The following is a 25678-nucleotide window of genomic DNA, read 5'->3' as shown; positions in this document are numbered from 1 at the left end:
GTCATACTCGCTCTTCGAGAAGTAAGCTACGTCTTATGTCAGGGTTTGCCTGTTCCTAGTGTCCCATCCCCTATTTCATAGACAATAGACGATGCCGCCTCAGTATTCTTGGATCATTCCCATCTATAACGAAGAAGAAACCCTCCGGGAAATGTATCGTCGGATCAGCGCTGTTGCTGATCGCATGGATGGTCTTGTAGAATTCATTTTGATTAATGATGGCAGTCGCGATCGCTCTCTCCAGATTATCCGAGAACTGCACCAGCAAGACAAGCGAGTCTGTTATCTTAGTTTGGCACGTAACTTTGGGCATCAGATGGCGGTAACGGCAGGTCTGAATTTTGCCCGAGGTCAGGTTATTGTCGTCCTAGATGCGGATTTGCAAGATCCACCGGAGTTGATCCCCGATATGGTGGAAAAATGGCGGCAAGGTTATCAAGTGGTTTATGCACAACGCCTTAAACGCCGAAAGGAAACTGTGTTTAAGCGCTTCACTGCTTATGTATTTTATCGTTTACTCAAGTCTCTAGCCGAGGTGGATATTCCCACAGATACGGGTGATTTTTGTTTAATGGATCGGCAAGTTGTAGATTTGCTCAATGCCATGCCCGAACAAAACCGCTACATTCGAGGCTTGCGATCGTGGGTAGGTTTTCAGCAGACTGCCATTCGGTTTGAACGTAATCCCCGTTTTGCTGGGGATGTCAAATACACATTTCGTAAATCCCTAGGGTTAGCCGTGAACAGTTTAGTCTCGTTCTCTAAAGTACCGTTACGACTATCCACGTATCTGGGATTGCTGTCGGCGGCGTTAGCTTTATTCATGTCAGTGTTAGTCCTGTACTGGCGTTTAACCTCACCCGATTCTCCTTTAACAGGATTTGCCACGATCGCGATCGCTATTTTCTTTCTGGGATCAGTTCAGCTTATCAGTATTGGCATATTAGGCGAATATATTGGGCGAATTTATGAAGAGGTCAAAGCCAGACCCCTATACACCCTAGCTGAAGTTGGTGGATTTGCCAGTCAAAATAGTAACTCAAATAAACGCCAAAAATAACTGTTTAATTGACATGCATGACATGAATAAGTATATTTTAAATCTATCGATACCAATTCTATTTGTAGGGTTTGTCCTTTACACAATCCCTATTCAGCAAGTTTTTTCATTTGATCCCGATGAAGGACTACAGTTGATGAAAGCCTTACTCTATTCCCAAGGCTTTTCTCTTTACACAGAAATCTGGAGTGATCAACCACCAGTTTTCACTATTTTACTGTCAATTTGGTTCAGTTTATTTGGACGTTCAGTCTTTGCATCAAGAATTTTAGTTTTATTTTTTTCTACAGTATTAGTTTACTGTTTCTATCAATTATTGCGCTATTTTATTGGAATATTTCCGGCTATTGCGGGAACCCTGCTATTAGTGTTTTCAAGCAATTTTATTCAACTTAGCGTTTCGGTGATGGTTGGTATTCCGTGTTTATCAATGAGCCTGTTGTCTATTTATACATTGCTTATTTATCACAAAAAACAGGAAAAAAAGTTTTTGATTATATCAGGGATTTTATGGGCATTGTCTTTACAAATCAAGCTAATATCTGTAGTTTTGATTCCACCAATTGTTGTTTTAATATCCTATTTAAAGTTAAAAAACAACCCAGTAAAATTATCCTACAATAAATTATTATTTGATGTTATTTTTTGGCTAGTCACTATTGGATTGTCTTTTTTAATTTCAAGCATTTTGTTAAACTCTCTGAACTATGAACAACTATGGCAAGCTCACAATATAGGAAATACGAATAGCTACAGCAAAGATTATAATATCAATTTAGTGATGAATCAGGTAATTGGAAATCGCCGTGTATTTTCGCTTTTAGCTTTTTTAGGAATACTGGCAATTTTTTCTCAAAGGCGATGGGAAGGAATTATTCCCTTAGCTTGGCTGGGGAGTACTCTAGTGTTTATGCTGAACCACAGACCAATTTGGTATCATCACTACCTCTTGATTTTTATGCCGATGGCATGGTTATCTGCTTATACAATTCTCGTAGTGGTTAATTTATGCCAACAGAAGAATGGGTACTTTTATTTAAGATTGCGGCAAATAAAGAAACTAATTATACCTAGCTTGACCGTGATTTTATTAATAAAATTTATGGCGAATTCTACCAACGAACTTGCTAACTTAAAGCCAGTAGAAAAAAACTTAAGAGTTAAAGCCGTAGAACTTCTTATAGAAAATAAAAAATCTACACAGTGGGTGTTTACGGATAGTCCAATCATTGCATTTTACGCTGATTTACCCGTTCCTCCCCAAGTAGCAGTATTGTCATCCAAGCGATTTTCATCAAACCATATTACCCTGGATGATATTCAATCAGTTTTGCAAAATTATCGACCCGAGCAAATAGTTTTGGCACGATGGAAATACAAGTTTACATCTCATCAAGGGATCAAAAATTATCTGGATAAAAACTATAGGAAAATTTATCCAAGTAAAAATACAGATAAAGAAGTTCCCTTTGAACAGTATGTCTTAAATCGATAAACGAAAGAGATGATAAATAAATTATGACTGGCTCGATACTCTAGGACATAGTAGTATCAAGATGAGTGTTTCCCTATCTTTTCCAGATATCCCGTGATGACCAACTCCGTTGACGCAATTCTGAACCACGCCTTAGCTGGTAAAGACATTTCTCCAGAGGAAGGCGTTATTCTCCTGGAACAAACTGAACCGACTGCTGTGGCGGCGATTCAGGAAACGGCTGATCAATTGCGCCATGACCAAGCAGGCGATCGCGTCACCTACGTGATTAACCGTAATATCAACTTTACCAATATTTGTACTCAGCACTGTAGTTTCTGTGCTTTTCGCCGCGATGGGGATACAGAGGGGGCTTATTGGCTAGATTGGGGGCAAATTCTGGAAAAGACAGGGGATGCGGTACAACGGGGGGCGACGGAAATTTGTATGCAGGGGGGATTAAACCCGGAAGCCACTATTAATGGTGCGGCTTTACCCTATTATCTGGAATTGGTGAAAACGATTAAGCAAGCCTTTCCCCAATTACATCTCCATGCGTTCTCTCCCCAGGAAGTCCAATTTATCGCTGAACAAGATGGATTGAGTTACGCTGAGGTCATTGCCGCACTGCAAAAGGCTGGGGTTGGTTCAATGCCTGGAACGGCGGCTGAGGTATTAGATGATGAGGTTCGCCGCATCCTTTGTCCGGAAAAGACAAATACGACAACCTGGTTAGACATTGTGGGAACGGCGCATCGATTGGGAATGCCAACAACTAGCACAATGCTTTCCGGTCATATTGAAACGAACCAACAGCAGATGGGGCATTTAGCCAAGCTGCGATCGCTTCAGCAACGAACTCGTACTCAAGGCTATCAGGGCTATATCACAGAGTTTATTCTACTGCCATTTGTTGGTCAAGATGCCCCTAAACCGTTGCGTCAGCGTGTGGGGCAAGATCAACCGATTCTCAAAGATGCCCTATTATTAACGGCGGTGGCGCGAATTTTCCTGGGTAATTGGATTCCTAATCATCAACCAAGCTGGGTGAAATTGGGTCTGGCTGGTGCGAAGGAAGCTCTCAGATGGGGCTGTAATGACATTGGCGGCACGTTAATGGAAGAACATATCACAACCATGGCAGGCGCTCAAGGGGGAACCTGTATGGAAGTCGAGACTCTTCAGAAAGCGATTCATTCGCTAGGGCGTCCCTACCAGCAACGCGATACACTTTATCAACCGATACTACAGCAGGTTTCAGATACTATAGGGGCGCACGTCTTTCATTGATGTCAACTTAAGCTGAAACGCAGGGGACAAAATCAAGACCATAATACTTATTCAGCAGACCCTAATTAAACGATTTCAATATGTTACCTACAGAAAAATCCCCCATTTATCAACTACGTTTGCGGGATTTAATCTTTGGCATTCAAATCCTGTGTGTTGCATTTGGGGCTTTAGTTCTAGTCCCAATAATTGCTGGTTTAGATCCCAATGTAGCCCTTTTCAGCGCAGGTATAGGAACCTTGATATTTCAGGTCATAACCGGAGGTAAAGTTCCGGCATTTTTAGCATCTTCTTTTGCTTTTATTGCACCGATGCAATTAGGGATTAGTCAATATGGTTTAGCCGAAACTCTTTCTGGTTTATTAGCAACAGGAATGGTTTACGTATTTCTAAGCTTGTTGATTTTTTGGGGAGGTGAAAAGATTATTAATCGCATTTTACCCCCCTATGTCACTGCACCCGTAATTATGGTAATTGGTTTATCTTTAGCCCCCACGGCAGTAAAAATGGCTTCCGAAGCTGGAAATTCCTATTCCGTTGGTATGGCGATGGCTGTTTCTTTAACGACTTTAACCGTTACTATTCTTACCACCGTCTTTGCCAAGGGAATATGGCGTTTACTACCCATTTTTACAGGTTTAGTTGCTGGTTATTTAGTGGCTTTACCATTAGGAATGGTGGATTTTTCTGTAATTGCACAATCAAATTGGTTTACTCTCCCCCCTTTTACCTTTCCTAAATTTCATTTACCATCTATTATTTTTATTTTACCCATTGCGATCGCTCCAGCTATTGAGCATATTGGAGACATTCTAGCCATTAAGTCAGTTACAGGAGAAGACTATGTTCGAGATCCGGGGTTACATCGAACTTTATTAGGTGATGGTATTGCCACTTCGGTAGCAGCTTGCTTAGGTGGTCCCCCCAATACCACTTATTCTGAGGTAACCGGGGCAGTAGCAATTACCAAAATTAAGAATCCTGCAATTATGACATGGACATCAATTTCTGCAATTATATTATCTTTTTGTGGGAAATTAGGTGCTGTTTTACAAACTATACCTGCACCAGTCATGGGGGGATTTTAGTAATTTTGTTTGGGACTATTGTAGTGGTAGGGATGCAAAGTCTGCTTAATTACGGTGAAAATTTAATGAAACCTCGCTATTTAGCAATTATTTCGGTAATTTTAGTTTTTGGAGTTGGCGGGATGAGTTTTCAAACCGGATATTTTGCTCTCGAAGGAATCGGTTTATGCAGTATTGTGGGAATTTTATTAAATTTGTTATTACCTCAAAATATCAATGATTGAACTGGATTACTGGGAAATCGCTACTGATTCAGGTTGCTTGGATAAGCGCCCATCTTCCATATAAATAATCCGATCCGCAATATCCAAAATGCGATTATCGTGGGTTACAAGCAAGATTGTACACCCCTGTTGCTTGGCTAAATCATGCATAATATCAACCACATCCCGTCCAGATTTTTTATCTAAAGCGGCGGTGGGTTCATCAGCCAGCACGATTTGGGGACGGCTGACAAGAGCGCGGGCGATCGCGACTCGCTGTTTTTGTCCACCTGATAGATCGGCTGGATAATAATTGATTCGCTCTTCTAAACCCACCTGCTTGAGCATTTCCGCCGCCCGATAGTGGCGTTCTGGCTTGGAAAAAATGCCATGAACTTCTAACCCCATTTGCACATTCTCAAGCGCGGTTAAGCTGCTATGTAAATTGTGTGCTTGGAAAATATAACCATTGTGTCGTCTTGCCTGTACCAAAATATTCTGGCTAGCTTGACAAAGTTCTTGTCCTAACACATTTAAACTGCCTGACTGAGCCGATCGCAAGCCGCCTAATAAAGTCAGTAGCGTGGTTTTTCCCGATCCAGAAGGACCTGTCATAATCACAATCTCGCCAGCAAAAATCTCTAAATTGATGTCGAATAACACCTGCTTTTGCAGTTTCCCTGTGCCAAAGTAGTGGTTAAGTTGATGAATAGAAATTACGGGTTGATTAGTCATTTGTCATTTGTCATTCGTCATTCGTCATTCGTCATTTGTGCCAAAAGTTGGTAACGATTCACTCTTCCTTCCCCATCTCTCCCTGCTCCCCCTGCTCCCCCTGCTCCCCCTGCTCCCTCTGCTCCCCCATCTTCCCCAGCTTTAGAAAATATCAGCCGGATCAGCCGCTTGGAGTCGGCGAGTCGCGATCGCACCTGATGCGCCACACATGATAAATGTCAGCAAAAGCACAAAAATAGCCCGACTCAACGGCATCGCCAAAGGTAGCGCGGTTGCAGCCCCTGTAACTTGATAAGCTGCTAATGCGATCGCTAAACCGGGTATAAACCCTAACACCGATAGAATCAGTGCTTCTTCAAAAATCACTCCTAACAAGTAAGCATTCCGATAACCCATAGCCTTAAACGTGGCATACTCTTCCAAGTGGCTATTCACATCCGTCGAAAGCACTTGGTAAACAATCACCGTACCGACAATCAATCCCATAATTGTGCCTAAGCCAAAAACAAACCCAATCGGTGATCTCGATTGAATATAAGCGATCTCAAAATCTACATAACCCTGACTCGTCAGCACCTGCACATCTTCCGGTAACCGCGCCGCTAAAGCGTCTCTCACCTGTTCTGGCTCATACCCCGGATGCAGACGAATTAACCCCAAGCTTACCGATCCAGCATCCCGTTTGGGAAATAGCCGCAGAAAGTTTTGATCGCTGGTAATCAGTGCGCCATCATCAGCAAAAGATGCACCAACTTGAAATAATCCAGCAACAGTTACGGTTCGCTGTCCAATTTCAGTCGTGGCTGTCTCTCCCCGTTGGATTTGGGTAATCAAATCCTGGTATTCCCCCCGCGAAGCTTGGTCAAATAAAACCGTATCCGGTAGCTGAATCGCGTCGAGTTGCTGGTTAACTTCAGGTAAATTAAAAGCAGGGCGATCCGGGTTTTGTCCAATCAGGAGCATGGATGTCTTTTCGCGGGTTTGGGGATTTCGCCATTGGACTGAACCCAGGTACAATTCATCAGCAGAGGCGACTCCTGGCACGTCTTGAGCTTGATAAAGTCGCCGTCGGGTAAAGGTTCGTAATTGTCCAAAGTTCTGAGCTTGCGTGCTAATTAAGACCAAATCGGCTTGTAGGGTGCGAGGATATTGGGTATTTGTTCTGTAGAGAGCATCAGCAAACCCCAGTTGCATAAAAATCAGCACATCGGCAAAGGTAATTCCTGCGATCGCGGTTAACAGCCGCATTCGGTCATGTTTAAGCTGCAATAGCCCTAGGGGAGTGCGCTGTTGTAACGTTTTAAGTAAGCCAAGCATGGTTTCTGATTCGGGGTTGGTGAAGTTATCAGTTATCAGTTATCAGTTATCAGTTATCAGTTGTCAGTTATCGGGAGATGGGGAAATTTTGTAGGGGCGGGTTTCACAACTATCTTTGTGGTTATACCCAGATGTAACTAAACCCGCCCCTTTACAAATGACAAATGACGAATGACAAATGACGAATGACAAATGACAAATGACAAATGACAAATTACTCGGTTTGAATGGTGACTGTAACTTGTAAGTTGCTTAATCCTGCCACGTTCTGACTTGAGTTGGGATCGAGACGAATGTGAACTTCAACGACTTTGGCATCAATGTTGGCGGCGGGATCTTCATCGACAACCTGTTGTTGCTCAATTTGTAAGCCAATCCGCTCGACTGTACCTTGGAGTGAGTCAGGAATGACGGGTGATGTAATCGTGGCAGGTTGACCTTCCTGAATCTTGAGAATGTCGCTTTGGTAAACTTCCGCGATCGCTTTCATCTGCTGGGTTTGTCCTAAGGTAACAATGCCCTGATCCGCTATTTTTTCACCTGGATAGGTGTGAATCTTAATAATTTGACCCGCACGGGGCGATCGCACTTCGGCTTGCTCTAAATTGGCTTGGGCTTCGACAACGGCGGCTTTTGCTGATTGGACTTCTGCCTCGGCTGCTTCTACGTCTACGGGACGCACCTCGGCGAGTCGATCCAGGGTGGCTTGTGCCTGTTGAATTTGTTCTTGACTGGTTGTCTCAATCCGCCCTAACTCCGCTTGCGCCTGCTGAACCTGTTGTTGAGCCGTGATGTAAGCCAGCCGCTTGGCATCCCGTTGAGAGGCGGAGACAGCACCCTGCTGATACAAGGATTCGTATCGCTCATATTCCAAGCGGGCATTTTGTACTTCTGCCTCCAGCCGATCCACCGCCGCCCGTTGAGCCGCTAAACTTCCAGCTCGATCTGCCTGAAGTCGGGCAATTTCAGCACGCTGGGCTTGCAGTTCACCCGTTTTGGCTCCAGCTTTTACCTGTGCCAGTTTTGCCTGAGCGACGCGAACCTGATTCTCGGCTTTTTGGAGGGATGCCTGTAAGCGATCGCGGTTATCTAAAATGGCAATAATCTGTCCGGTTTGGACGCGATCGCCCTCCTCAACCAACAGTTCCTCAATTCGGCTTTGCTGAGTTGAGGTTGACGCCGTGAGGTTAATCATTTCTCCGGCTGGCTCCAACCGCCCCAATGCAGTCACCGTTTTAATTTCAGGCACAACTGAGACTTCCGTTAGAGCCTCCCTCATCTGAGCCGCTCGAAATTGCCAGACTCCCCATCCTGTTCCAGCCAGCCCCAAAATTGCTACGCCGACAAACGCTAGCCAACGACGCGGTGATTTTGCCGATGCTGCCTGATGGTTCAACAGGTCTAAGGTCATGGACTTTCTCCCTCTCAGAGAAAAGCTTTATCTATATCTAGATTTTACTAAACGGTTTAGTAATGTCAACTACACGGTTTAGTAAAATAACATGGATTGGGGCGGATTTAGTTACCTCTGGGTCAGTGAAAAAATGATAGTCGTAAACCCCGCCCCTACAGACGTAGCTCAAAACTCAAATGGTGAATCGTTCAACTCAACCCAAGTCATCCAACTCATCCAACAAAGAAAAACCCGATAAAGCCCAAGCGATTTTGGCAGGTGCTTTGCAAGTGTTTACCAAGCATGGATACACAGCAGCGAGCATGGATCGGATTGCATCAGCGGCAGGAGTATCCAAACCCACGCTGTATAACTACTTTCAAGATAAACAGGGATTATTTGTCGCCTTAATCCACCAACTCACCCAAAACAACAGTCAGCTCATCCTCAATTTGCCCACTGAGCCGGACTTGCAAACGCCTCCTGAGCAGGTTCTGCGTCAAATGGCAATGGCGGTACTCGACGAGTTTGCGAACAATCCAGCGCTGTTAACCTTAATGCGGTTAATCATTGGCGAGTCTGAGCGGTTTCCGGAATTAGCTCAAACCCATGTGCGCGAAATTATCAAACCCTTAATGGAACGGCTGTCCTTGTACTTAGCCTCTCAACCCCAACTCAACTTGCCCGATCCCGTCGTCGCCGCCCGAATTTTTACAGGCTCTCTGGTTCATTACCTGATCATTCAAAACATCCTACAGGGGGGTGAAATTCTGCCCTTAGACCGCGATCGCATGGTCAATGGTCTAATTCAGCTAATGGCGGCTGGGGAAGCAATGTAGAGACGTAGCATGCTACGTCTGGGAGCTAGGGGAGCTGGTTAGTTATTTCTGCCGGGATGCACTAGATGCTGGTGATTGCTTGTGTCAAGCTTGATTGAGATACTCTAATCTTGACCCAGTTTGCCAACCTCACAGATAAGCGATTATTCTGCCTATGGTGACTCTACTCAATGTAAGCAAAATAATTTTTTTTAGACTAAAGACCCAACTTTAAACTTATGCCAACGTTTCGTGATTTTGTAGCTCTAGGTGTGGGGACTGCGATCGCTCTGATCTATACAAAACCAAGCGCCTCTCAAGATTTATCGTCGCCGCTTAGCTTTCAACGTCAAGCCCCGACTCATCAACGTGATCGGGTAACCCAGAGAGGATTGACAGACGTGGCTCCCCCATCGACTGAGGAAAACTTACTCGTTGATGCGGCTGATGACCGAACAAAGGTAGAGGGCAGATGGCAGATGGCAGAAGGGATTGATCCTGATGCCCTCAGCACGAGCTTAGACGCGATTGAAAGGGAGCAAGGGCTTCATTCCCCCCGGAATACGACAGAGGAACCAACCCATGCTCAGACAAGTGAGTCCTTGAACTCTACAAGTGAACCCGTAACCTCTGAGACTGAACATTCCCCTAATTCCACAGAACTGGCTCAAGACTCTAAGCAACTCGTTACCCAACAGCCAGAGAATTCGATTGGTCAAACCCCTGAATCTATTCCCTCCCTTCCCACGTTAGAGGAACCCGAAACACCTTCACCCGACTTTCTCACACCAGAGATCGAATCTGTGCCGATACCGTCTACCACTCCTGATCTACCGATATCAGAATTGCTCAATCCCAGTGCTAATCCATTGCTGTTTCCCACCGAAGTTGAAGAAGTCCAAGTGCAAACGACTCAGCCAATTACCCTAGAACAGGCAATAGAATTGGCACGACGTAACAATCAACAGTTACAAGTTGCTAGACTCGAGTTAGAACGAGCGGAGTTTGCGCTGCAAGAACAGCTAGCTGCCGAGTTTCCATCGATTAGTGCCATTGCCGAATTTATCCGAACCGAGTCGGAAACAGGAGGTCAGCAAGGTTTTTTACAAGAGCTACTGGGTCAGACGAATCGGACAATCACATCGACAAACTTTGATACCCGGCTGGAATTAAACTATGCCGCTTATACGGCTGGGCGTCGTCCTGCGGCTATTCAAGCTGCCGAACAACGGGTACGCTTCCAACAACTGGGTTTAGAAAGCATCCTGGCAGATTTACGACTAAATGTCACGAGGACTTACTACGATTTACAACAGGCAGATGCCGAAGTCGAAATTAGCCAAGCGGCGGTTAATGATGCGGCTCGCAGTCTACGGGATGCCCAGTTACTCGAACAAGCTGGCTTAGGAACTCGATTTGAAGTGTTGCAGGCGCAGGTGGAACTCGCCAATAATAATCAAGCGTTAACCAACGCCATCAGTGAGCAACGCATTGCCCGCCGCCAAATTGCACAATTGTTAAGTTTGGATCAGCAGGTGGGAATTTCTGCAGCTGATCCCATCGATGTGGCAGGGGACTGGGAACTTTCCCTAGAAGAAAGTATTATTTTAGCACTGAAAAACCGGGCGGAGTTAGAACAGCAACTGGCACAACGCAATATCAATGAACAACAACGGCGCATTGCTCTAGCGGACAATAAACCCCAGGTGAATCTGTTTGCCCAATATAATATTTCCACCCAGTTGGATGATAGTGATGGTCCGACCGATGGCTTAACGTTAGGAGCGCGGCTCCAGTGGAATTTCTTTGATGGGGGAGCCGCGAAAGCCAGAGCCAGACAAGCCGAAGCGGATGTGGCGATCGCGGAATCTAATTTTGCCAATGAGCGTGACCAAATTCGCCTTGAGGTTGAACAAGCTTTTTTCCAGTTAACAGCTAGCCAGGAGAATATTCAAACGGCATCCTTTGCCCTAGAACAAGCACAAGAAAGCTTACGACTGGCACGATTACGATTTGGTGCTGGGGTGGGTACTCAAACCGATGTAATTAATCAGCAAACAGCCTTAACTCGTTCCAGAGTCAACTTATTGACGGCAATACTAGACTACAACCGAGCGCTAGCCACCCTGCAACGTGCTATTAGTAATCTGCCCAATAGTATTCTCTTTGATGTGCCTTAGTCGTCATTCGTCATTCGTCATTCGTCATTTGTCATTCGTCATTCGTCATTTGTAAATTTTATTCCCTATCTTCCCCAGCTTCCCCAGCTCCCCCAGCGCCCCCAGCTCCCCCAGCTCCCCCAGCTTCCCCAGCTCCCCCAGCGCCCCCATCTTCCCCAGCTCCCCCATCTCCCTCTAGGGGACAATTTCGGTGACGACGCGATCGCTCGATCCACTCCTGACGATCATGCTTTGATCCTGTAATTTACCCACGGCGGTGGCTCCGGTGACATTAAAGGGGGGATCAACTTGTTTATAAATCACATTACCCGACGCCTGCATATTCTGAGTGGGAATGTCCCACCTGACTTGATTGGCGTAGAGTTCGGCTTGATTGCGACTACCCACACCTTGGACACCCCCCTTTAAATTGGCGACTTCGCTCTCTAAATCTACCTGTCCCTGATTCGCCGTAATCACTACCTTCTCGTCCTGATAGACAATTTGAACAGGCTGATTTGAGCGGACTGTTTCCGCCTTGACATCCCAGATTGCTTCATTGCTGGATATTAAAACCGGGGGATCAATAGATGTAAGCTGAACATCTTTTTTTAGGATCGCGACTTTGGTTTTAAGGTTATAGTCCGTCTGGTTAGCGACTACGCGATCAGTCACAGTGTTATCCTTGTACCGTTCCGTTTGAGTCCGTTGATCCCCAATTAACTTTTGCCCTTTGATTTGCCAAAGTAACTGCTCTGTTTTCAGTTGCACATTGGGATCTTTCGAGATTGCTTGAACCGAGCCTTTCAGTTCCATTTGCTCTTGGCGGGTTAAATACTGTCCTTCATTAGCCGTGACCTCGATTTGTTCAGGATGGCGTCCCTCTAAGTTTCGGCGTACCACTAACAACTCATCCTGGGGTAACCACTCCAATTCCTCACCCTTAAAAACCGCGCCATTGCGGGTATCGGTAGCCGTAATATCTCCTCGCAGAAAAATTTGTTTCCCATCTTCCCGAACTTCCCCACTCTTGGCTGATACTTTTAAAATAACCTTTCCATCCTGAAATAAATCACCGATGGGCTGTTCAACTTTAGCTATTTTTTTGTCTTTAGTATAGGTTGCTTGGTTCGCTTTTACCCGCCACAAAGGACGCCCTTGTTCATCGGCTTGCTCTAAGGTGACATTATTGAAGACGAGAGAGCCTTCAATATCGGTAGATTCTGTATCTTGTTGAATTTTCTTGACCGTTTGGCTTTCAGTCTGACAGCCAAAAAGCGGAGCCAATGCCAATAGACAGAGGCTCATTGCTAAACATTGTTTCCAACTCAAAATCATTGGAGCCAGCTTATTTTAAATTTGGATGGTTAGTCATTAGTCCTTAACCGTAAAACAGCCAGGACTAATGACTCATAACTCATGAGTAAGCTGTCATGAATTCAAATTCGGGTATTCGTAGCGAGCAAGGTACTCGCATTACCAGAATTTCGCCATTGCCATCATTGACAATAACGTTTCAATGACGAACAGCTTAATGACCCATGGAAGGATCTCCGGGATCATCCATCATACCAATACCGGATAAAGGACGATAGGTATAGTTTTGTCGTGGGGATTTGCGGATACTTTCTTGAATCTGATCCAGATCAATATACCGATCCGCGACGTTAATCAGACTATCGCTAGTCATTGAACGTAAACTAACCACCTCAACCCGTACTCCTCGATAACTGACGGCATCTACAGCATACGCCAGATCACCGTCGCCACTGACGAGAATGGCAGTATCATAAGATCCCACTAATGCCATCATATCGACAGCAATTTCCACATCTAGATTCGCCTTTTTCGATCCATCAGGTAACTGCACTAAATCCTTAGCAATGACCCGGTATCCATTGCGGCGCATCCACAGCAAAAACCCTTGCTGCTTTTCATTGGTGCGATCAACACCCGTGTAAAAGAAGGAGCGCAGCAGTCGTGAACCAGCCGTTAAACGAACCAACAGTTTGGTGTAATCAATTTCAATGCCTAATTGCAGGGCTGCATAAAACAGATTTGATCCATCAATGAATATGGCAACCCGACCGCGATTTTCTAAAACTTGCTCAGGTGTAAAAATGGGATCGGTACTAAAATTATTCAACATGATTTTTATGCCTCAGTTTTTTATGAAAGAAATAGATGCTCCCTTCCCAACCATCTTCTCGTTTAGTCAGCCGTAAGTGTGATTTTGGCTGAAAACGACGGAACACTATCAGGCTTCCATCGCCCAAAAACAGGCGTAAATGCCCTTTAGCGATCATTCGCTAAGGTTACCCAATGCCAATGAATGACTGATGTTGCATGATCTTAAATGGAATGTCACTGAATTTAGAGTTTGTAGTAAGCGCTTTAACACTGCTGGCACTAAAGTGTCTACTACGAACCCAGCTTAAGTCAGCGATATTCATCTTAAATGAGAGTTTTTTGGTTAAAGTCACTAGGGTAGCCAGGTTTTTGGTAGATATCGATGTTGATTGGGAATAGTCAGCGCGAGTAGACAAGCTGTTAGTCTAGCTGATTCCCCGATACTGTACAAGACCTGCACAGTTAGAGTAGTGTTTCCGTATCTTGGACGAACTGCCAAACTCTTGTTTGACAAGGAATTGGTTAAATGAGTTAAGGAAATTAATTTCCCAAATGATGGTTTTGCCGACTTGCCTCAAAGGGAGGACAGTTTCTATATTAGCCGTGCGATCGCTTAACCGTTGCTCGATAGATTCTAAACCATGATCTGTCCTCCTGTATTTGTGGATACTCTCTACCCTAGCCTCTTGGTAATCGGGACTCCTCTTACCTAGGCTTCGGCACAGGAAGTCCCTGAGTTTGTGGGCTACGTTACTTTTAACGGTCAATGTGTTTCTTTGAGTCCGATTAGAAGTCATCGATTGTTTACAAAAACACCCTCCCTATACTTGGTTGTTATGGTATATCCAGTTGGCTTTACTTTGCATTTTGACAAAACAAAGTATTAAATACTACAAAACATTAACAAACTTTACTAAATTTTGTTTAAAAATGCTTGAACTAACTAAAACAAAGGAGTTATTTCTCAATATAAAGAATTATTTCGTTAAATTTAGGAGAGTTCAAGCTCATCTCTAGGTTGAGTGACAGGTCAACGGAACTGAGATGAAGTCAAGGCAGCAGCAGAGGTAAGTCTTGGCAATTTGCCGTCTATCCATATAATAGCGATTTTGTCAACTCCTGTTGTTGAATTGGGGCTAAGACTACTGCGATAAGCTGCGCCAGCTCCCTAATTGTTCCCATATTTCCCAGCATTTCAATCATCCCCACTTTCAGAATATTTGCCAGTCAGCCGTATTACCGCTTATTGTAAAGAAAGATTAAATAACTATCCCTAAGGGTTGTGTCAAGACTAATCGATACAGATCTCAGCTTTAGCCGAGAAAGCCCCTAGGGGGGAAATTGTCTAGTATAAGCGAAGGCTACCTAAAGTCAATGATGCCAGAGCTAAAAAGTCATCCTTATTTTCTGACACCGCGATCGCCCAATCCGGATTATCCCTTGTTCGTCTATTTACCGGGGATGGATGGAACCGGTCAACTCTTGCGATCGCAGATACCCAACTTAGCCGCAGCGTTTGATGTTCGGTGTTTGGTCATTCCGCCCCACTATTTGAGTGACTGGCAAGACTTAGCCAATCAGGTGGCTAGCTTAATTGCCACAGAACTCAGCCAAAGAAACAGCCAAAGCGTTTATCTCTGTGGCGAGTCCTTTGGTGGCTGTTTAGCCCTAAAGGTCGCCCTCACCGCCCCCCATCTGTTGCACCGAATCATTTTATGTAACCCAGCCACCTCCGTGAGTCAACCCTCATGGTTACTGTGGGGATCACAATGGTTAGGCGTATTACCGGAGAATATTTATCACCTCTCAACTCTGACATTATTGCCCGTCTTATCATCTCTCAATCGGATGATTCCCAGAAATCGCCGCGCCCTCTTAGAAGCAATGCGATCATTACCTGCCAAAACCATGCATTGGCGAGTATCCATGCTGAGAAATTTTCAAGTTTCTCCAGAACAACTCGAACAATTGACCCAACCCACCCTCATCCTCGCCAGCGCGTTGGATCGCTTGTGGTCTTCCGTCTCAGAAGCCAAAGCCTTAGTCAACTATCTGCCAAACGCTACGATGTCGGTATTGCCGAAGTCAGGTCATGCCTGTTTACTGGAAACCGATGTCAACCTATTTGAAATATTAAAACACCAAAATTTCTTAGATCTCAGTGTGCCTCAACCCCAAATTGAACCTGATTCATCGGAAATTATCAGGGTTTAGACGGGGAGTGGATCGTCCTGGTGTCTCCTGGCGCAATTGAGTTCCTGTTCCACCATCAGCCGGATCAAGAAAAGGTCGCAAATTGATCGACTCAGAACTCGGTCTAGACGGTTTACCCATTCCCAAGACTGATAATCCTTCATTTAACACCCGATCAAGCAGATCTGAACGGTTCTCATCTTCAATAAAGGTGGTCACAGCATCCGTCGCTTGACCACTATCAGCAACCGTCAAATTTTCAAATACGCGATCGCGAGTGAGTTGAGGATCTTGACCGGGCGGTACAGTCAGGACAATTTGACAATCTGGGTTCTTCTGCGTGGTGACACAAATAATGTTGTAGTTATTTTCCGTCGCTGTCCGCATTTCCAATAACCCATCCGGTCGATAAAACTCCAAACGGCGGCTAATTTCATTACATCGGCGTTCTGGAGTCCAACCCCCACCCATCAAACTAGGAGTCGCCCAAGCATAAGCCTGTTCAGGTTGACTTTCGGGATGATACATCACCGTATACTCCCCCTCAAAGAATTGGCAGGTGAATCGCGGGTCATCAGTGTTATTCTGAGCAACGGTAGCATCACGCTGAAGCTGATTTTGAACAGGGAGGTTTTGGTTGACAGGGTTGACGGCTAAACCATTGGTACTAGCGAGGACAATAGCTAAACTCGCTGACCAACCCGTAGTTTTTAACCCCACAGACACCCTATTGGCTAACCGATTGCGGGTCATCTGAGTCGAGGGAACAGGGAATCGGGAAGAAGCTTTCATGGTCTGGATACGTTGTGGATAATCGACGACTTATGAGGTTAAGACCATAGCAGTACGATAAGAGTTTCCCTGAATGCTTCAGTCATTGGTCATTCGTCATTGGTCATTTGTCATTGGTCATTTGTCATTGGTCATTTGTCATTCGTCATTCGTCATTCGTTTACTCCCTCATCTTCCCCAGCTTCCCCAGCTTCCCCAGCTCCCTCAGCTCCCCCAGCTCCCCCATCTCCTGAGCGAAGCCGCCAAAACGTGTTAAGCTTATCAGTCGGTCAATTTTGATTAAATGACCTGATGTCAACAAAACTTTATAATTCTGTTAAGACATCTTATACTACCAAAGGATAGTTAATAAGGAGTACAAACAACGATGTCGGAGGCAATCAAGCCACTGACCGTACCCAGAGAATTCTTGGGTGCCCCCGAAGATTTTAATCTCACGTTACTAATGTTCATAGTAGCGATGGCTCTGATAGTCTTCTCGACCTGCGGTTACTGGCTGTGGGAGTTACCCGCACCCTTGTGCTTTGGGATTAATGTCCTAGCATTGCATATGGCGGGTACAGTAATCCATGATGCCTCTCACAATGTCGCCCACAAAAATCCGATCGCGAATGCGTTGATGGGTCATGGGAGTGCGTTGATGTTGGGGTTTGCGTTCCCAGTGTTTACCCGGGTACACATGCAGCATCATGCCAATGTGAATGATCCAGAAAACGATCCCGATCATTTTGTCTCAACCGGGGGTCCTCTGTGGCTAATTGCGGCACGCTTCTTTTACCATGAGGTCTTTTTCTTTAAGCGTCGCTTGTGGCGTAAGTATGAACTGCTGGAATGGTTCTTGAGCCGAGCGTTTGTGGCGGGGGTGATTTACCTGGCGTGTCACTATGGCTTTTTGGGCTATATCATGAACTTTTGGTTTACCCCAGCCCTGGTTGTGGGGTTGGCATTGGGCTTGTTTTTTGACTATTTACCCCATCGCCCCTTCAAAGAACGCGATCGCTGGAAAAATGCCAGGGTTTATCCTAGCCCCATCCTGAATATTATGATTATGGGTCAGAATTACCATTTGATTCATCATCTGTGGCCCTCTATTCCCTGGTACAAATATCAAGGAGCCTATCGAGCCACTCAGCCTTTATTAGAACAAAAGGGCTGTCATCAGTCGTTGGGACTACTACAAGGCAAAGATTTCTTAAGTTTCGTCTATGATGTTTTCCTGGGAATTCGTTTTCACCATAAAGGATCTGAGCAAACCCATGATACCAAATCCCTATGACCCGCATTTCTCACAAGTTTTGCCATCTTAATCCTTGAAACCTTTACCTAGAGTAGATTCTGAGGACAAAAACTATTGCCTATTGCCTATTCCCTATTGCCTCTCCCCACCACAAGACTTATTCAGCAGACTCTAATTATCCTATTGAAAAATTGGCTCAAAGGAATTGAAAAACTGAGCCGCTTGATAATCAGTCTCCCCTGGATGCTGTTGACTGGCTCTCAAAACATATAGGCGATTGTCCACCCAATACAACCTGTACGTCATCACTTGATTGGGGGTTCTCAGTTGAAAAGATCGACCGGGATAACCATCCAGGGAAATTGGGCGATCGCGTCGTAATTGAGCGTCAGTTTCGGCTAAAATTTGGTCGCGGACTTGGCGTAACTTGGCTTCTGGTTCAGCTAACGCAGTTTCTTCAGAATAAGCGATGACGAATTTTTGGGGAGGTTGGTTTAGTCGATACGCTTCTAGATCAAGATTAGTTGCTTGATTGGCTGGAACGGCTGTGACATCTGTAGGTTTTTTGGGTAGAGAAACCGCAAATTCTCCTTGGGGGGAAACCACTCTCGTCCATCCCGTTTCTGGATCACGCAGCGTCAGCAGACTATCTGGATGGTCTCGATTTTGCCAGTAGGCTTGCTCTTCAATCGTGAGTACATCCTCTTCAGATTCGTCTTCATCGCGTCTTTCTCTGAGCCTGTCAATGCGTCGTTCTAGTTTTTCTTCGCCTTCCTCAAAGAAGTCGGGATGCTCATAGATACCATGCGGGGGTAAGGGTTGCGGCGGTTCGGCGTCAGGGAGGTCTATATTCGGCGTTTGATCGGATGGTAAGGGTTGTGGCGTTTGCGAGTTAGGATTCCTGGGAATTTGAGTTTGAGCAAACGCTGAATGGGTCAAGCCTAGATTCGTTATAACTAGGGCGATGGCTAGAGTCCCTAGTTTGGCAACGGTAGAACCCACGCCTAGTCTAGACTCTGACGCTTGAGAATCGGGGGCGCGATCGGGTAAACGTGGTAATTTTGAATACTTGTTGCGTTGAGTAGTCATAATTTAACCTCCGTTTTTATTGGATTTACGTTCATTCTAAAAAAAATAGAAGGGTTTACCTTCTATCAATGGGCTTATTTCTAGCGACAAATTAACACATCTCTATACCTGAGTTCGTAGTAGCCACTTTAGTGGCAGAAGCGCTTAAGCGCTGATTACCAACAGTTAATTTAGGTCAAGGTGGGATTTGTTCGTCAATCAACTCTCTCCATGGTCTTGATTTTCCCAGTACGCTGACTCTTCAATTGTGAGTACCTCGTCTTCGGAAGAATCTGGCGTATTCTGGAGTCTTAACTGGTCAATTTTTTCCTCGAAATCTTCGTGTCCTTCCTCAAAGAAATCAGGATGTTCATAGAGAGCGGGAATTGGTGCAGGTCGCACAGGTTCTACGTTGAGCTCACGCCTAGGCAATCGAGGAGAGGGGAAAGACTGCGGTGTTGGCGAGTTTATCGTACTATTTCCCGGAACTTGAGCTAACGTTGCTCCCAGATTGGTCAAGCCAACAGCAATGGCTAGGGTTAGGACTTGGGTTAACGTTGAGCCTGCTAATCGTTTTGCCCCTATCCTCTGAAGCGGAAAATAGCGATGGAGGAAACGAGGCAACTTTGAATAGTTCTCGTTTCTAAGTTGCATGGTTGCACCTATGTATCTTTTTAATTCTATTTTATTTTGGCAACAAATCAACTTTGTATTTTATTTACAAAATGATACGACCTTGGTTGACTAGTTTGTATAAAAATATCACTTTTTGAAGTTAATAAATACACCCGAATGGGTGAAAGTGATACCCGCATGGGTGAAATTTTAAACCTTAATATCAATAATGACGAAATCCTTGTTGTAGTGTGAGCATCTTGCTCACTGCATTGAGCATCTTGCTCGCTAGCCATTCCCAATTTAAAGGCGTGACAGCTTATGAGAGGCAGAAGCGACTGAAAAAAGACCAGGTGATAAAAATGGGACACCCATTGCATAAGCCCCTGAAGTTGGAGAGATATAGTCCAGTAACCTCATCTCAACGAAGTCAATGAGAAGTCGATGAGTTCTCGAATAACTCCGATGGGATCTCAAAGACGGGACTGATTAGATGGGACATAACACGAGTTGCTGGAGAATACCAATGACACAGAAGCCAAGCCTGGATTTAACCCTGCTTCCTCTGACACCTGCTCCCTTGGTTCCTTTCCGGGGTATCCCTGTTAAGCCGCAGTCGCCGAGACTATCTTGGCTCAAGGTGACAGGAGGTACAGTCTCCTTACTGCTAATGCTGACATTACCCGCCTTGGCTTGTGGTGGATTGAATAGAGGATGGTTATTTGGCTCTAGTCTAATTACACTTCCGGCTATGTCATTGATGTATGGGTATGGATTACCCTTATTGGCTACGGTTTTAATTGAATCTTTTATCCTGTGCAAACGAGAGTTAATTCCTTTCCGAAAAGCTTTTGTGATAGCAGGGTTGGCGAATGGGTTTTATCTGTTGGCTAGTTTGGTTAGTTGGGTTTCTTTAAGTGTAATGTTTCCTCTGGCTCTCATTGGCTCGATTTTATCGGCGGCGATGTGTCTTTCATTCTGTCAGCGTCGGGGGTATTTGAAAAATATCAGTCAAGGGATGTTTAAGTTTTGTGTTTATCTTTTCTTCATGGCTTTGGGCTTTGCTACGTTAGTTCTGATTAGCGCTATGGATAGTTCGGCAAACCTAGCTTTTCTGTATGCTGTGACAGCCGGGTTACTGCTGATTGGCTTTATTTTGGGTTTTGTAACGAAGGGGTTTGCGATCGCAGGTTTATTAAAGCAGAAGCATCCTAATCTGGCAATGACGGTTATGTCGATGCAAGTGGGTTCCTTTGGAATTATTCCCATGGCTTATTATTTGATGCAGCTTCAAGGGTAGTTGAAGGGGCTAATGTTAGTTTTTTTGAAACGCAGAGGTTCGCAGAGGTTCGCGCAGAGGTACGCAGAGGGAGAGAGAGGTGAAAGGGGCAATGATTAATTTTTGGCTTTAAGTTGGGTGGTTTTGTGCGGTTTACTTCGTAGGAGAGAGAGTTCAATGACTGCTGATACAAATGATACAAATAGTGGCTATGGTTGTGGCTGCTTGGCTTTGTTGGGATTAATTGGCTTGTTAGGACTATATTATCTATTAGTTGAATTTACTAATATCGCTCGTGAAACACAGCAATACGAACCTAAACACTATATTGGCTCAATAAATCGCGCCCAGCAAGATTATGTTTTAGAGGAAGGTAATTTTACCGATAATATTGCTGAACTGGGACTAGGTATTAGCACTGAAACCACAGACTATACCTATTCAAGTCATGCCACTCCTTTGAGCGTCATTAACTATAGCGTTTCCCGAACATCCGATTTAGAGAGCCATGTTGGCGGTGTGTTTTTTGGTAACATTGAACAAACAGGAGAATCGACAACATTTGCAATTCTATGTCAGGCAAAATCTCCCGGTACTAATCGCCCTCCAGCACCAATTGTAGAAGATGGTACGCTTCAATGCGCTCCGGGTACAGAAAGTATTGATAGAGGGAATAATCAGGGAATTTTTATCGGAGAAGATGGGAAGTTAGCATATATTTCAGCTAATTACGCGAAAGCTGGTGAATACAATCAAGCCATTGATACTGCGGAAACGATTACAGAGAGCTGGGTTAAAGCTAAAGCGCTTGAGGTTATTGCCACGGAATTAGCGGCTGCTGGTAAGTCTAAGCAAGCTTTGACAATTATTGAAAAGATACAAGCGATCGCACTCAACTTAACTGATGCTGGTGAGTCTGAGCAAGCCTTGAGAGTAACTCACAGTATCACCGATGACTCGATTAAGAGTAAGACTATCCAAGCGATCGCACCTTATTTAACCACAGTGACTGAGCATGAGCAAGCGATTCAGGTGGCTAAAACGATGACAGATTATCAACCAAAAACCAAAGCCTTGGATGCCATTGTACGTCGATTAATTGCTACAGGGAACCCTAAACGAGCGGTTCAGATTGCTCAAACTATCCAATCTTACTATGGCGGTCAAGATAACGCAATGGCAGTAATTGAGCGTTATCAATATTCCCAGTGAGGCGTAAACAAGCGCCAATATGATACATCTCATCCGAACTATTTTTGCCCATTCAGATTTTTTATTACGTTGAACAGTTACAGCAATAGAGGCGGTCAATCCTTATGAAAACTAATCTCTTGTTTAATCCCAAGCAACGTTTACAGGAACGCTACCAACTGCAACAGCAATTGGGGAATAATGCAGGGCGTCAAACCTGGTTAGCTCAAGATTTACAGTCTGGCGAACAGGTGACAGTTAAGTTACTGGCGTTTAATCCCCAGATGGAGTGGGATGAGTTTAAGCTGTTTGAACGAGAAGCGGCTGTGCTAAAGCAACTGAATCATCCCCGAATTCCTCAATATCGGGATTATTTTTCCTTGGATCAAAAAATTGGGGCGGGGTTATGTTGGTTTGGCTTAGTGCAGGATTATATTCCCGGCAAATCCTTACAGCAGTTACTGAATGAGGGAAAGCGCTTTACGGAGTCACAGGTTCGTTCAATTGCTAAACAAGTGCTGGAGATTCTTATCTATTTACATGGGTTAAATTCACCTGTATTGCACCGAGATATTAAGCCGAGTAATCTGATTTTAGGAGAGGATAAGCAGATTTATTTAGTTGATTTTGGTGCGGTGCAAGATAGTGCGGCGGTAGAAGGAGTGACGTTTACTGTGGTGGGAACGAGTGGATATGCACCCTTAGAACAGTTCTGGGGACAAGCGGTTCCGGCTTCGGATCTCTATGCTTTGGGCGCGACGTTAATTCATCTATTAACAGGTGTTTCTCCGGCTGATTTACCGCAACGAAATTTACGCATACAATTTCGGGATCAGGTGAGTATTAATTCTCAGTTGATCAGTTGGATTGAAGCCTTGACGGAACCTGACCTAGATTGGCGCTTGAGTTGTGCGAGTCAAGCTCTTGATGCATTGGAAACCGGGCGATCGATTCGTTCTATGGGTTATCCATTGGGAACTGTACATCCGCCTTTTTCAACACGAATTAAGCTTAAAAAAAGTCAAAATAAACTTGTCATTGATTTGCCTACAAGCCGACTCTTGGTTCCCCTAGAAGCTTACTTTTTTATGTTGAAACTAATTCCTTTTGTCGCTTTGATTATACTTTTAATAATTATAGTTTTAGTTCTAATATTTAGTATTTTTGGAGCTTTGGTGAATTTGATGAATATATTTGTATTGATGACAAATATATTTTGGATAACTTTAACTATAAAATTACTACAAGAAGGAGTATCTCATTTAAAGGCAATGTACAGAGATATTAGCAGTTTAAAAATTGTTTTTTGGGGATACTCTATAGTGTTTGATGCAGAAAAATCTATTTGTCAGAGATTTGATCGTTATTTACGCCTTGCGGAGATTCGAGAAGTAGGTAGTAATCATTCGGGTAATGCTATCTATCTCAAGACAAGAACAGGAAACTACTGTTTAGTCAATCGACTAAAACCATCTGAATCAAAATGGTTAGTTGGTGAAATCACAGATTGGCTAGCAAATTGTCAATAACGGACGTAACTCATAAATTATTATTTCAAGGAGTAACTCATGTTAAGCGCAGGAAAAGTTTTATGCGATCGCTATCAGCTACAAAAACAATTAGGACATAATGCAGGGCGGCAAACTTGGTTAGCGATGGATACACAAGCCTCACCGCCAACAGCCGTTGTGGTTAAATTGCTGGCGTTTAATCCCCAGATGCAATGGGATGAGTTGAAGCTGTTTCAACGAGAGGCTCAAGTTCTAAAGAATCTAAACCATCTTCGCATTCCGAAGTATCTGGATTATTTCTCAGTGGATGATGTTGAAGCGGGTTTAGAAGACTCTTCTATCGATAATAAAAATAGTGATCAGTCTAACGTAAACGGATTACCCTGGTTTGCTTTAGTGCAAGAGTATATTCCCGGTAGTTCTCTCAAACAGTTATTAGATCAAGGGAAACGGTTTAAGGAGAATCAGGTGCGTCATTTTGCCGAGGACTTGCTCAATATTTTAATCTATTTACACGAATTGAGTCCGCCTGTTCTTCACCGTGATATTAAGCCCAGCAATCTAATTTTAGGAAAAAATAACCAAATTTATTTGGTAGACTTTGGTGCTGTGCAAGACAAAGCCAAAGCTGAAGGGGTTACATTTACAGTAGTGGGAACCAGTGGTTATGCGCCCCCTGAACAGTTATGGGGAAAAGCTGTACCTGCATCAGATTTATATGCCTTGGGTGCGACTTTAATTCATTTATTAACAGGGATTCCGCCATCTCAATTGCCTCAGCAGCGAATGCAGATTAAGTTTCAAGATAAAGTCAAGGTTGAGCCAAATTTTGCTAACTGGATTGATCAGTTAATTCAACCTGCACCGGAAAAACGGTTGAGTACGGCACGTCAAGCTTTTTCTGCACTGCAATCCTCTTTGATTCCTCACCACAATCAAATCCCTGCTCAACACTCAAGACGCTATGTAGATGATCGCTATTTTGATAATGATAGTGGCTACGGTTGTGGCTGCTTGGCTTTGCTCGGACTAATTGGAATTGGCTTTATTTTCCTATTAACTCCTTCATTTCTTAGTAGCGCTGATAAAGCAATGCAATCCGAAGCAAAACAGTATATTGGTTCAATGAATCGCGCCCAGCAAGCTTATTTTTTAGAGAAGGCTAATTTTACGAATGAATTTGACGAGCTAGGACTTGGTGTAAAAAGTGAAACCACAAACTATACCTATTCAACTTATGCCACTCTTTTGAGTTCGATCAACTATAGTGTTTCCCGCCAATCCGATTTAAAGAGTTATGTGGGCGGTGTGTTTTTTGGTAGGGTTGAAGCAACAGGAGAATTAACAACATTAGCTATCTTGTGTGAGACAAAAGATAAGGGTACTAATCGCCCCCCAGCACCAATTGTAGAAAATGGTATGCTTCAATGCGCTCCGGGTACAGAAAATCTTGATGGAGAAAATGATCGGGGCATTTTTCTGGGGGAAGATTGGAAGTTAGTAGATGTTTCAGCTAATTACGCGAAAGCTGGTGAGTATACCCAAGCCCTTGATACTGCGGAAACGATTACAAATGACTTGATTCAGGTAAAAGCACTGGACTTAATTACAACGGAGTTAATGGTGGTAGGTAAGTCTAAGCAAGCTTTGACAATTATTGAAAGGATACAAGCGATCGCACTCCAGTTAACTGATGCTGGTGAGTATACCCAAGCTCTGAGAGTGACTCGTCATATCACCGATGACTCGATTCAGAGTAAGACGATTCAAGCGATCACATCCTACTTAACCACGTCTGCTGAGTATAAACAAGCCTTGCGAGTAATTCGTAGTATCACAGATGAGTCGATTAAGAGTAAGACTATCCAAGCGATCGCACCCTATTTAACCACGTCTGCTGAGTATGAACAAGGGATTCAGGTGGCTAAAACGATTACAGACTACGAACTAAAAGCCAAAGCCTTGGATGCCATTGTACGCCGATTAGTCGCTACGGGAAACCCTGAACGAGCGGTTCAGATTGCTCAAACTATCCAATCTTACTATGGTGGTAAAGATAAAGCGATGGCAGCACTTGAGCGTTATAAAAATTACCGATGAGGCATAAACATCATGAATCTGATAC

The 25678-nt window shown here is 44.2% G+C and carries 20 protein-coding genes and 2 pseudogenes; 13 read left to right on the top strand and 9 right to left on the bottom strand.

The window, feature by feature from the left end:
* Positions 1 to 91 precede the first annotated feature (91 nt).
* The 4 genes and pseudogenes from RID53_RS20915 (at position 92) to RID53_RS20900 (ending at position 5136) form a co-directional block, all read left to right on the top strand.
* Positions 92 to 1060, top strand: a complete 969-nt coding sequence (locus tag RID53_RS20915; protein WP_446389923.1) for a glycosyltransferase family 2 protein — start codon at positions 92 to 94, stop codon at positions 1058 to 1060.
* A 22-nt stretch (positions 1061 to 1082) separates the two neighbouring features.
* Positions 1083 to 2555, top strand: coding sequence for an ArnT family glycosyltransferase (locus RID53_RS20910; RefSeq protein WP_446389922.1), 1473 nt, complete (start codon positions 1083 to 1085; stop codon positions 2553 to 2555).
* Between the two features lie 96 nt (positions 2556 to 2651).
* Entirely contained in the window at positions 2652 to 3824 is a 1173-nt protein-coding gene (gene cofH, locus RID53_RS20905) for a 7,8-didemethyl-8-hydroxy-5-deazariboflavin synthase subunit CofH (protein WP_446389921.1), read from the top strand.
* 80 nt (positions 3825 to 3904) lie between these two features.
* A pseudogene (locus tag RID53_RS20900) lies at positions 3905 to 5136 on the top strand (uracil-xanthine permease family protein).
* Between the two features lie 6 nt (positions 5137 to 5142).
* Here the strand turns inward: RID53_RS20900 and RID53_RS20895 are convergent.
* The 4 genes from RID53_RS20895 to RID53_RS20880 all read right to left on the bottom strand — a co-directional run bounded on the left by RID53_RS20895 (position 5143) and on the right by RID53_RS20880 (position 8578).
* Positions 5143 to 5850: an ATP-binding cassette domain-containing protein gene (locus RID53_RS20895; protein ID WP_446389920.1), complete on the bottom strand. Its 708-nt coding sequence runs from the start codon at positions 5848 to 5850 to the stop codon at positions 5143 to 5145.
* A 17-nt stretch (positions 5851 to 5867) separates the two neighbouring features.
* Entirely contained in the window at positions 5868 to 6044 is a 177-nt protein-coding gene (locus tag RID53_RS20890) for a hypothetical protein (RefSeq protein WP_446389919.1), read from the bottom strand.
* Positions 5992 to 7167, bottom strand: coding sequence for an ABC transporter permease DevC (gene devC / locus RID53_RS20885; protein ID WP_446389918.1), 1176 nt, complete (start codon positions 7165 to 7167; stop codon positions 5992 to 5994). The genes RID53_RS20890 and devC overlap by 53 nt, the downstream gene beginning before the upstream one ends.
* A 214-nt stretch (positions 7168 to 7381) precedes the next feature.
* A complete protein-coding gene (locus tag RID53_RS20880; RefSeq protein WP_446389917.1) occupies positions 7382 to 8578 on the bottom strand; it encodes an ABC exporter membrane fusion protein in 1197 nt (398 codons plus the stop codon).
* A 179-nt stretch (positions 8579 to 8757) separates the two neighbouring features.
* Between RID53_RS20880 and RID53_RS20875 the strand changes: the two genes are divergently transcribed.
* Entirely contained in the window at positions 8758 to 9399 is a 642-nt protein-coding gene (locus RID53_RS20875) for a TetR/AcrR family transcriptional regulator (RefSeq protein WP_446389916.1), read from the top strand.
* Positions 9400 to 9617: 218 nt separating this feature from the next.
* Positions 9618 to 11558 carry a TolC family protein gene (locus RID53_RS20870; RefSeq protein WP_446389915.1) on the top strand — a complete coding sequence of 647 codons (1941 nt, stop codon included), beginning with the start codon at positions 9618 to 9620 and terminating at the stop codon, positions 11556 to 11558.
* Positions 11559 to 11732: 174 nt separating this feature from the next.
* Here the strand turns inward: RID53_RS20870 and lptC are convergent, their stop codons facing one another.
* Positions 11733 to 12845, bottom strand: coding sequence for an LPS export ABC transporter periplasmic protein LptC (gene lptC, locus RID53_RS20865; protein ID WP_446389914.1), 1113 nt, complete (start codon positions 12843 to 12845; stop codon positions 11733 to 11735).
* Positions 12846 to 13068: 223 nt separating this feature from the next.
* Positions 13069 to 13686 carry a LabA-like NYN domain-containing protein gene (locus tag RID53_RS20860; RefSeq protein ID WP_446354357.1) on the bottom strand — a complete coding sequence of 206 codons (618 nt, stop codon included), beginning with the start codon at positions 13684 to 13686 and terminating at the stop codon, positions 13069 to 13071.
* Between the two features lie 1355 nt (positions 13687 to 15041).
* Here RID53_RS20860 and RID53_RS20855 point away from each other — a divergent pair.
* Positions 15042 to 15881: an alpha/beta fold hydrolase gene (locus RID53_RS20855; protein WP_446389913.1), complete on the top strand. Its 840-nt coding sequence runs from the start codon at positions 15042 to 15044 to the stop codon at positions 15879 to 15881.
* Here the strand turns inward: RID53_RS20855 and RID53_RS20850 are convergent.
* Positions 15858 to 16652, bottom strand: a complete 795-nt coding sequence (locus RID53_RS20850; RefSeq protein WP_446389912.1) for a COP23 domain-containing protein — start codon at positions 16650 to 16652, stop codon at positions 15858 to 15860. The two genes, RID53_RS20855 and RID53_RS20850, sit on opposite strands and share 24 nt — an antisense overlap.
* Before the next feature lie 367 nt (positions 16653 to 17019).
* On the opposite strand from RID53_RS20850, the gene crtR reads away from it, so the two are divergent.
* A complete protein-coding gene (gene crtR / locus RID53_RS20845; RefSeq protein ID WP_446389911.1) occupies positions 17020 to 17928 on the top strand; it encodes a beta-carotene hydroxylase in 909 nt (302 codons plus the stop codon).
* 141 nt (positions 17929 to 18069) lie between these two features.
* Here crtR and RID53_RS20840 read toward each other — a convergent pair whose 3' ends face one another.
* Together RID53_RS20840 and RID53_RS20835 are read right to left on the bottom strand one after the other, a co-directional pair.
* Positions 18070 to 18978 carry a hypothetical protein gene (locus RID53_RS20840; protein ID WP_446389910.1) on the bottom strand — a complete coding sequence of 303 codons (909 nt, stop codon included), beginning with the start codon at positions 18976 to 18978 and terminating at the stop codon, positions 18070 to 18072.
* A gap of 198 nt (positions 18979 to 19176) precedes the next feature.
* On the bottom strand, positions 19177 to 19611 hold the full coding sequence (locus RID53_RS20835) for a hypothetical protein (RefSeq protein ID WP_446389909.1): 435 nt from the start codon (positions 19609 to 19611) through the stop codon (positions 19177 to 19179).
* 487 nt (positions 19612 to 20098) lie between these two features.
* Here RID53_RS20835 and RID53_RS20830 point away from each other — a divergent pair, with 487 nt between their 5' ends.
* The 5 genes and pseudogenes from RID53_RS20830 (at position 20099) to RID53_RS20810 (ending at position 25653) form a co-directional block, all read left to right on the top strand.
* Positions 20099 to 20872, top strand: a complete 774-nt coding sequence (locus RID53_RS20830; RefSeq protein WP_446389908.1) for a hypothetical protein — start codon at positions 20099 to 20101, stop codon at positions 20870 to 20872.
* A 156-nt stretch (positions 20873 to 21028) separates the two neighbouring features.
* Positions 21029 to 22063: a type IV pilin-like G/H family protein gene (locus RID53_RS20825; RefSeq protein WP_446389907.1), complete on the top strand. Its 1035-nt coding sequence runs from the start codon at positions 21029 to 21031 to the stop codon at positions 22061 to 22063.
* A 104-nt stretch (positions 22064 to 22167) separates the two neighbouring features.
* Positions 22168 to 23571 carry a serine/threonine protein kinase gene (locus tag RID53_RS20820; protein WP_446389906.1) on the top strand — a complete coding sequence of 468 codons (1404 nt, stop codon included), beginning with the start codon at positions 22168 to 22170 and terminating at the stop codon, positions 23569 to 23571.
* A 39-nt stretch (positions 23572 to 23610) separates the two neighbouring features.
* Positions 23611 to 24492, top strand: a pseudogene (locus RID53_RS20815) (serine/threonine protein kinase); the annotation flags it as partial.
* A 153-nt stretch (positions 24493 to 24645) separates the two neighbouring features.
* Positions 24646 to 25653: a type IV pilin-like G/H family protein gene (locus RID53_RS20810; protein WP_446389958.1), complete on the top strand. Its 1008-nt coding sequence runs from the start codon at positions 24646 to 24648 to the stop codon at positions 25651 to 25653.
* Positions 25654 to 25678: the final 25 nt, after the last annotated feature.

Source organism: Coleofasciculus sp. B1-GNL1-01 (assembly GCF_040220235.1).
GTDB lineage: Bacteria > Cyanobacteriota > Cyanobacteriia > Cyanobacteriales > Coleofasciculaceae > Coleofasciculus.
The sequence above is the reverse complement of the archived record's forward strand: the minus strand, read 5'-3'. Positions and strand labels throughout refer to the sequence as shown.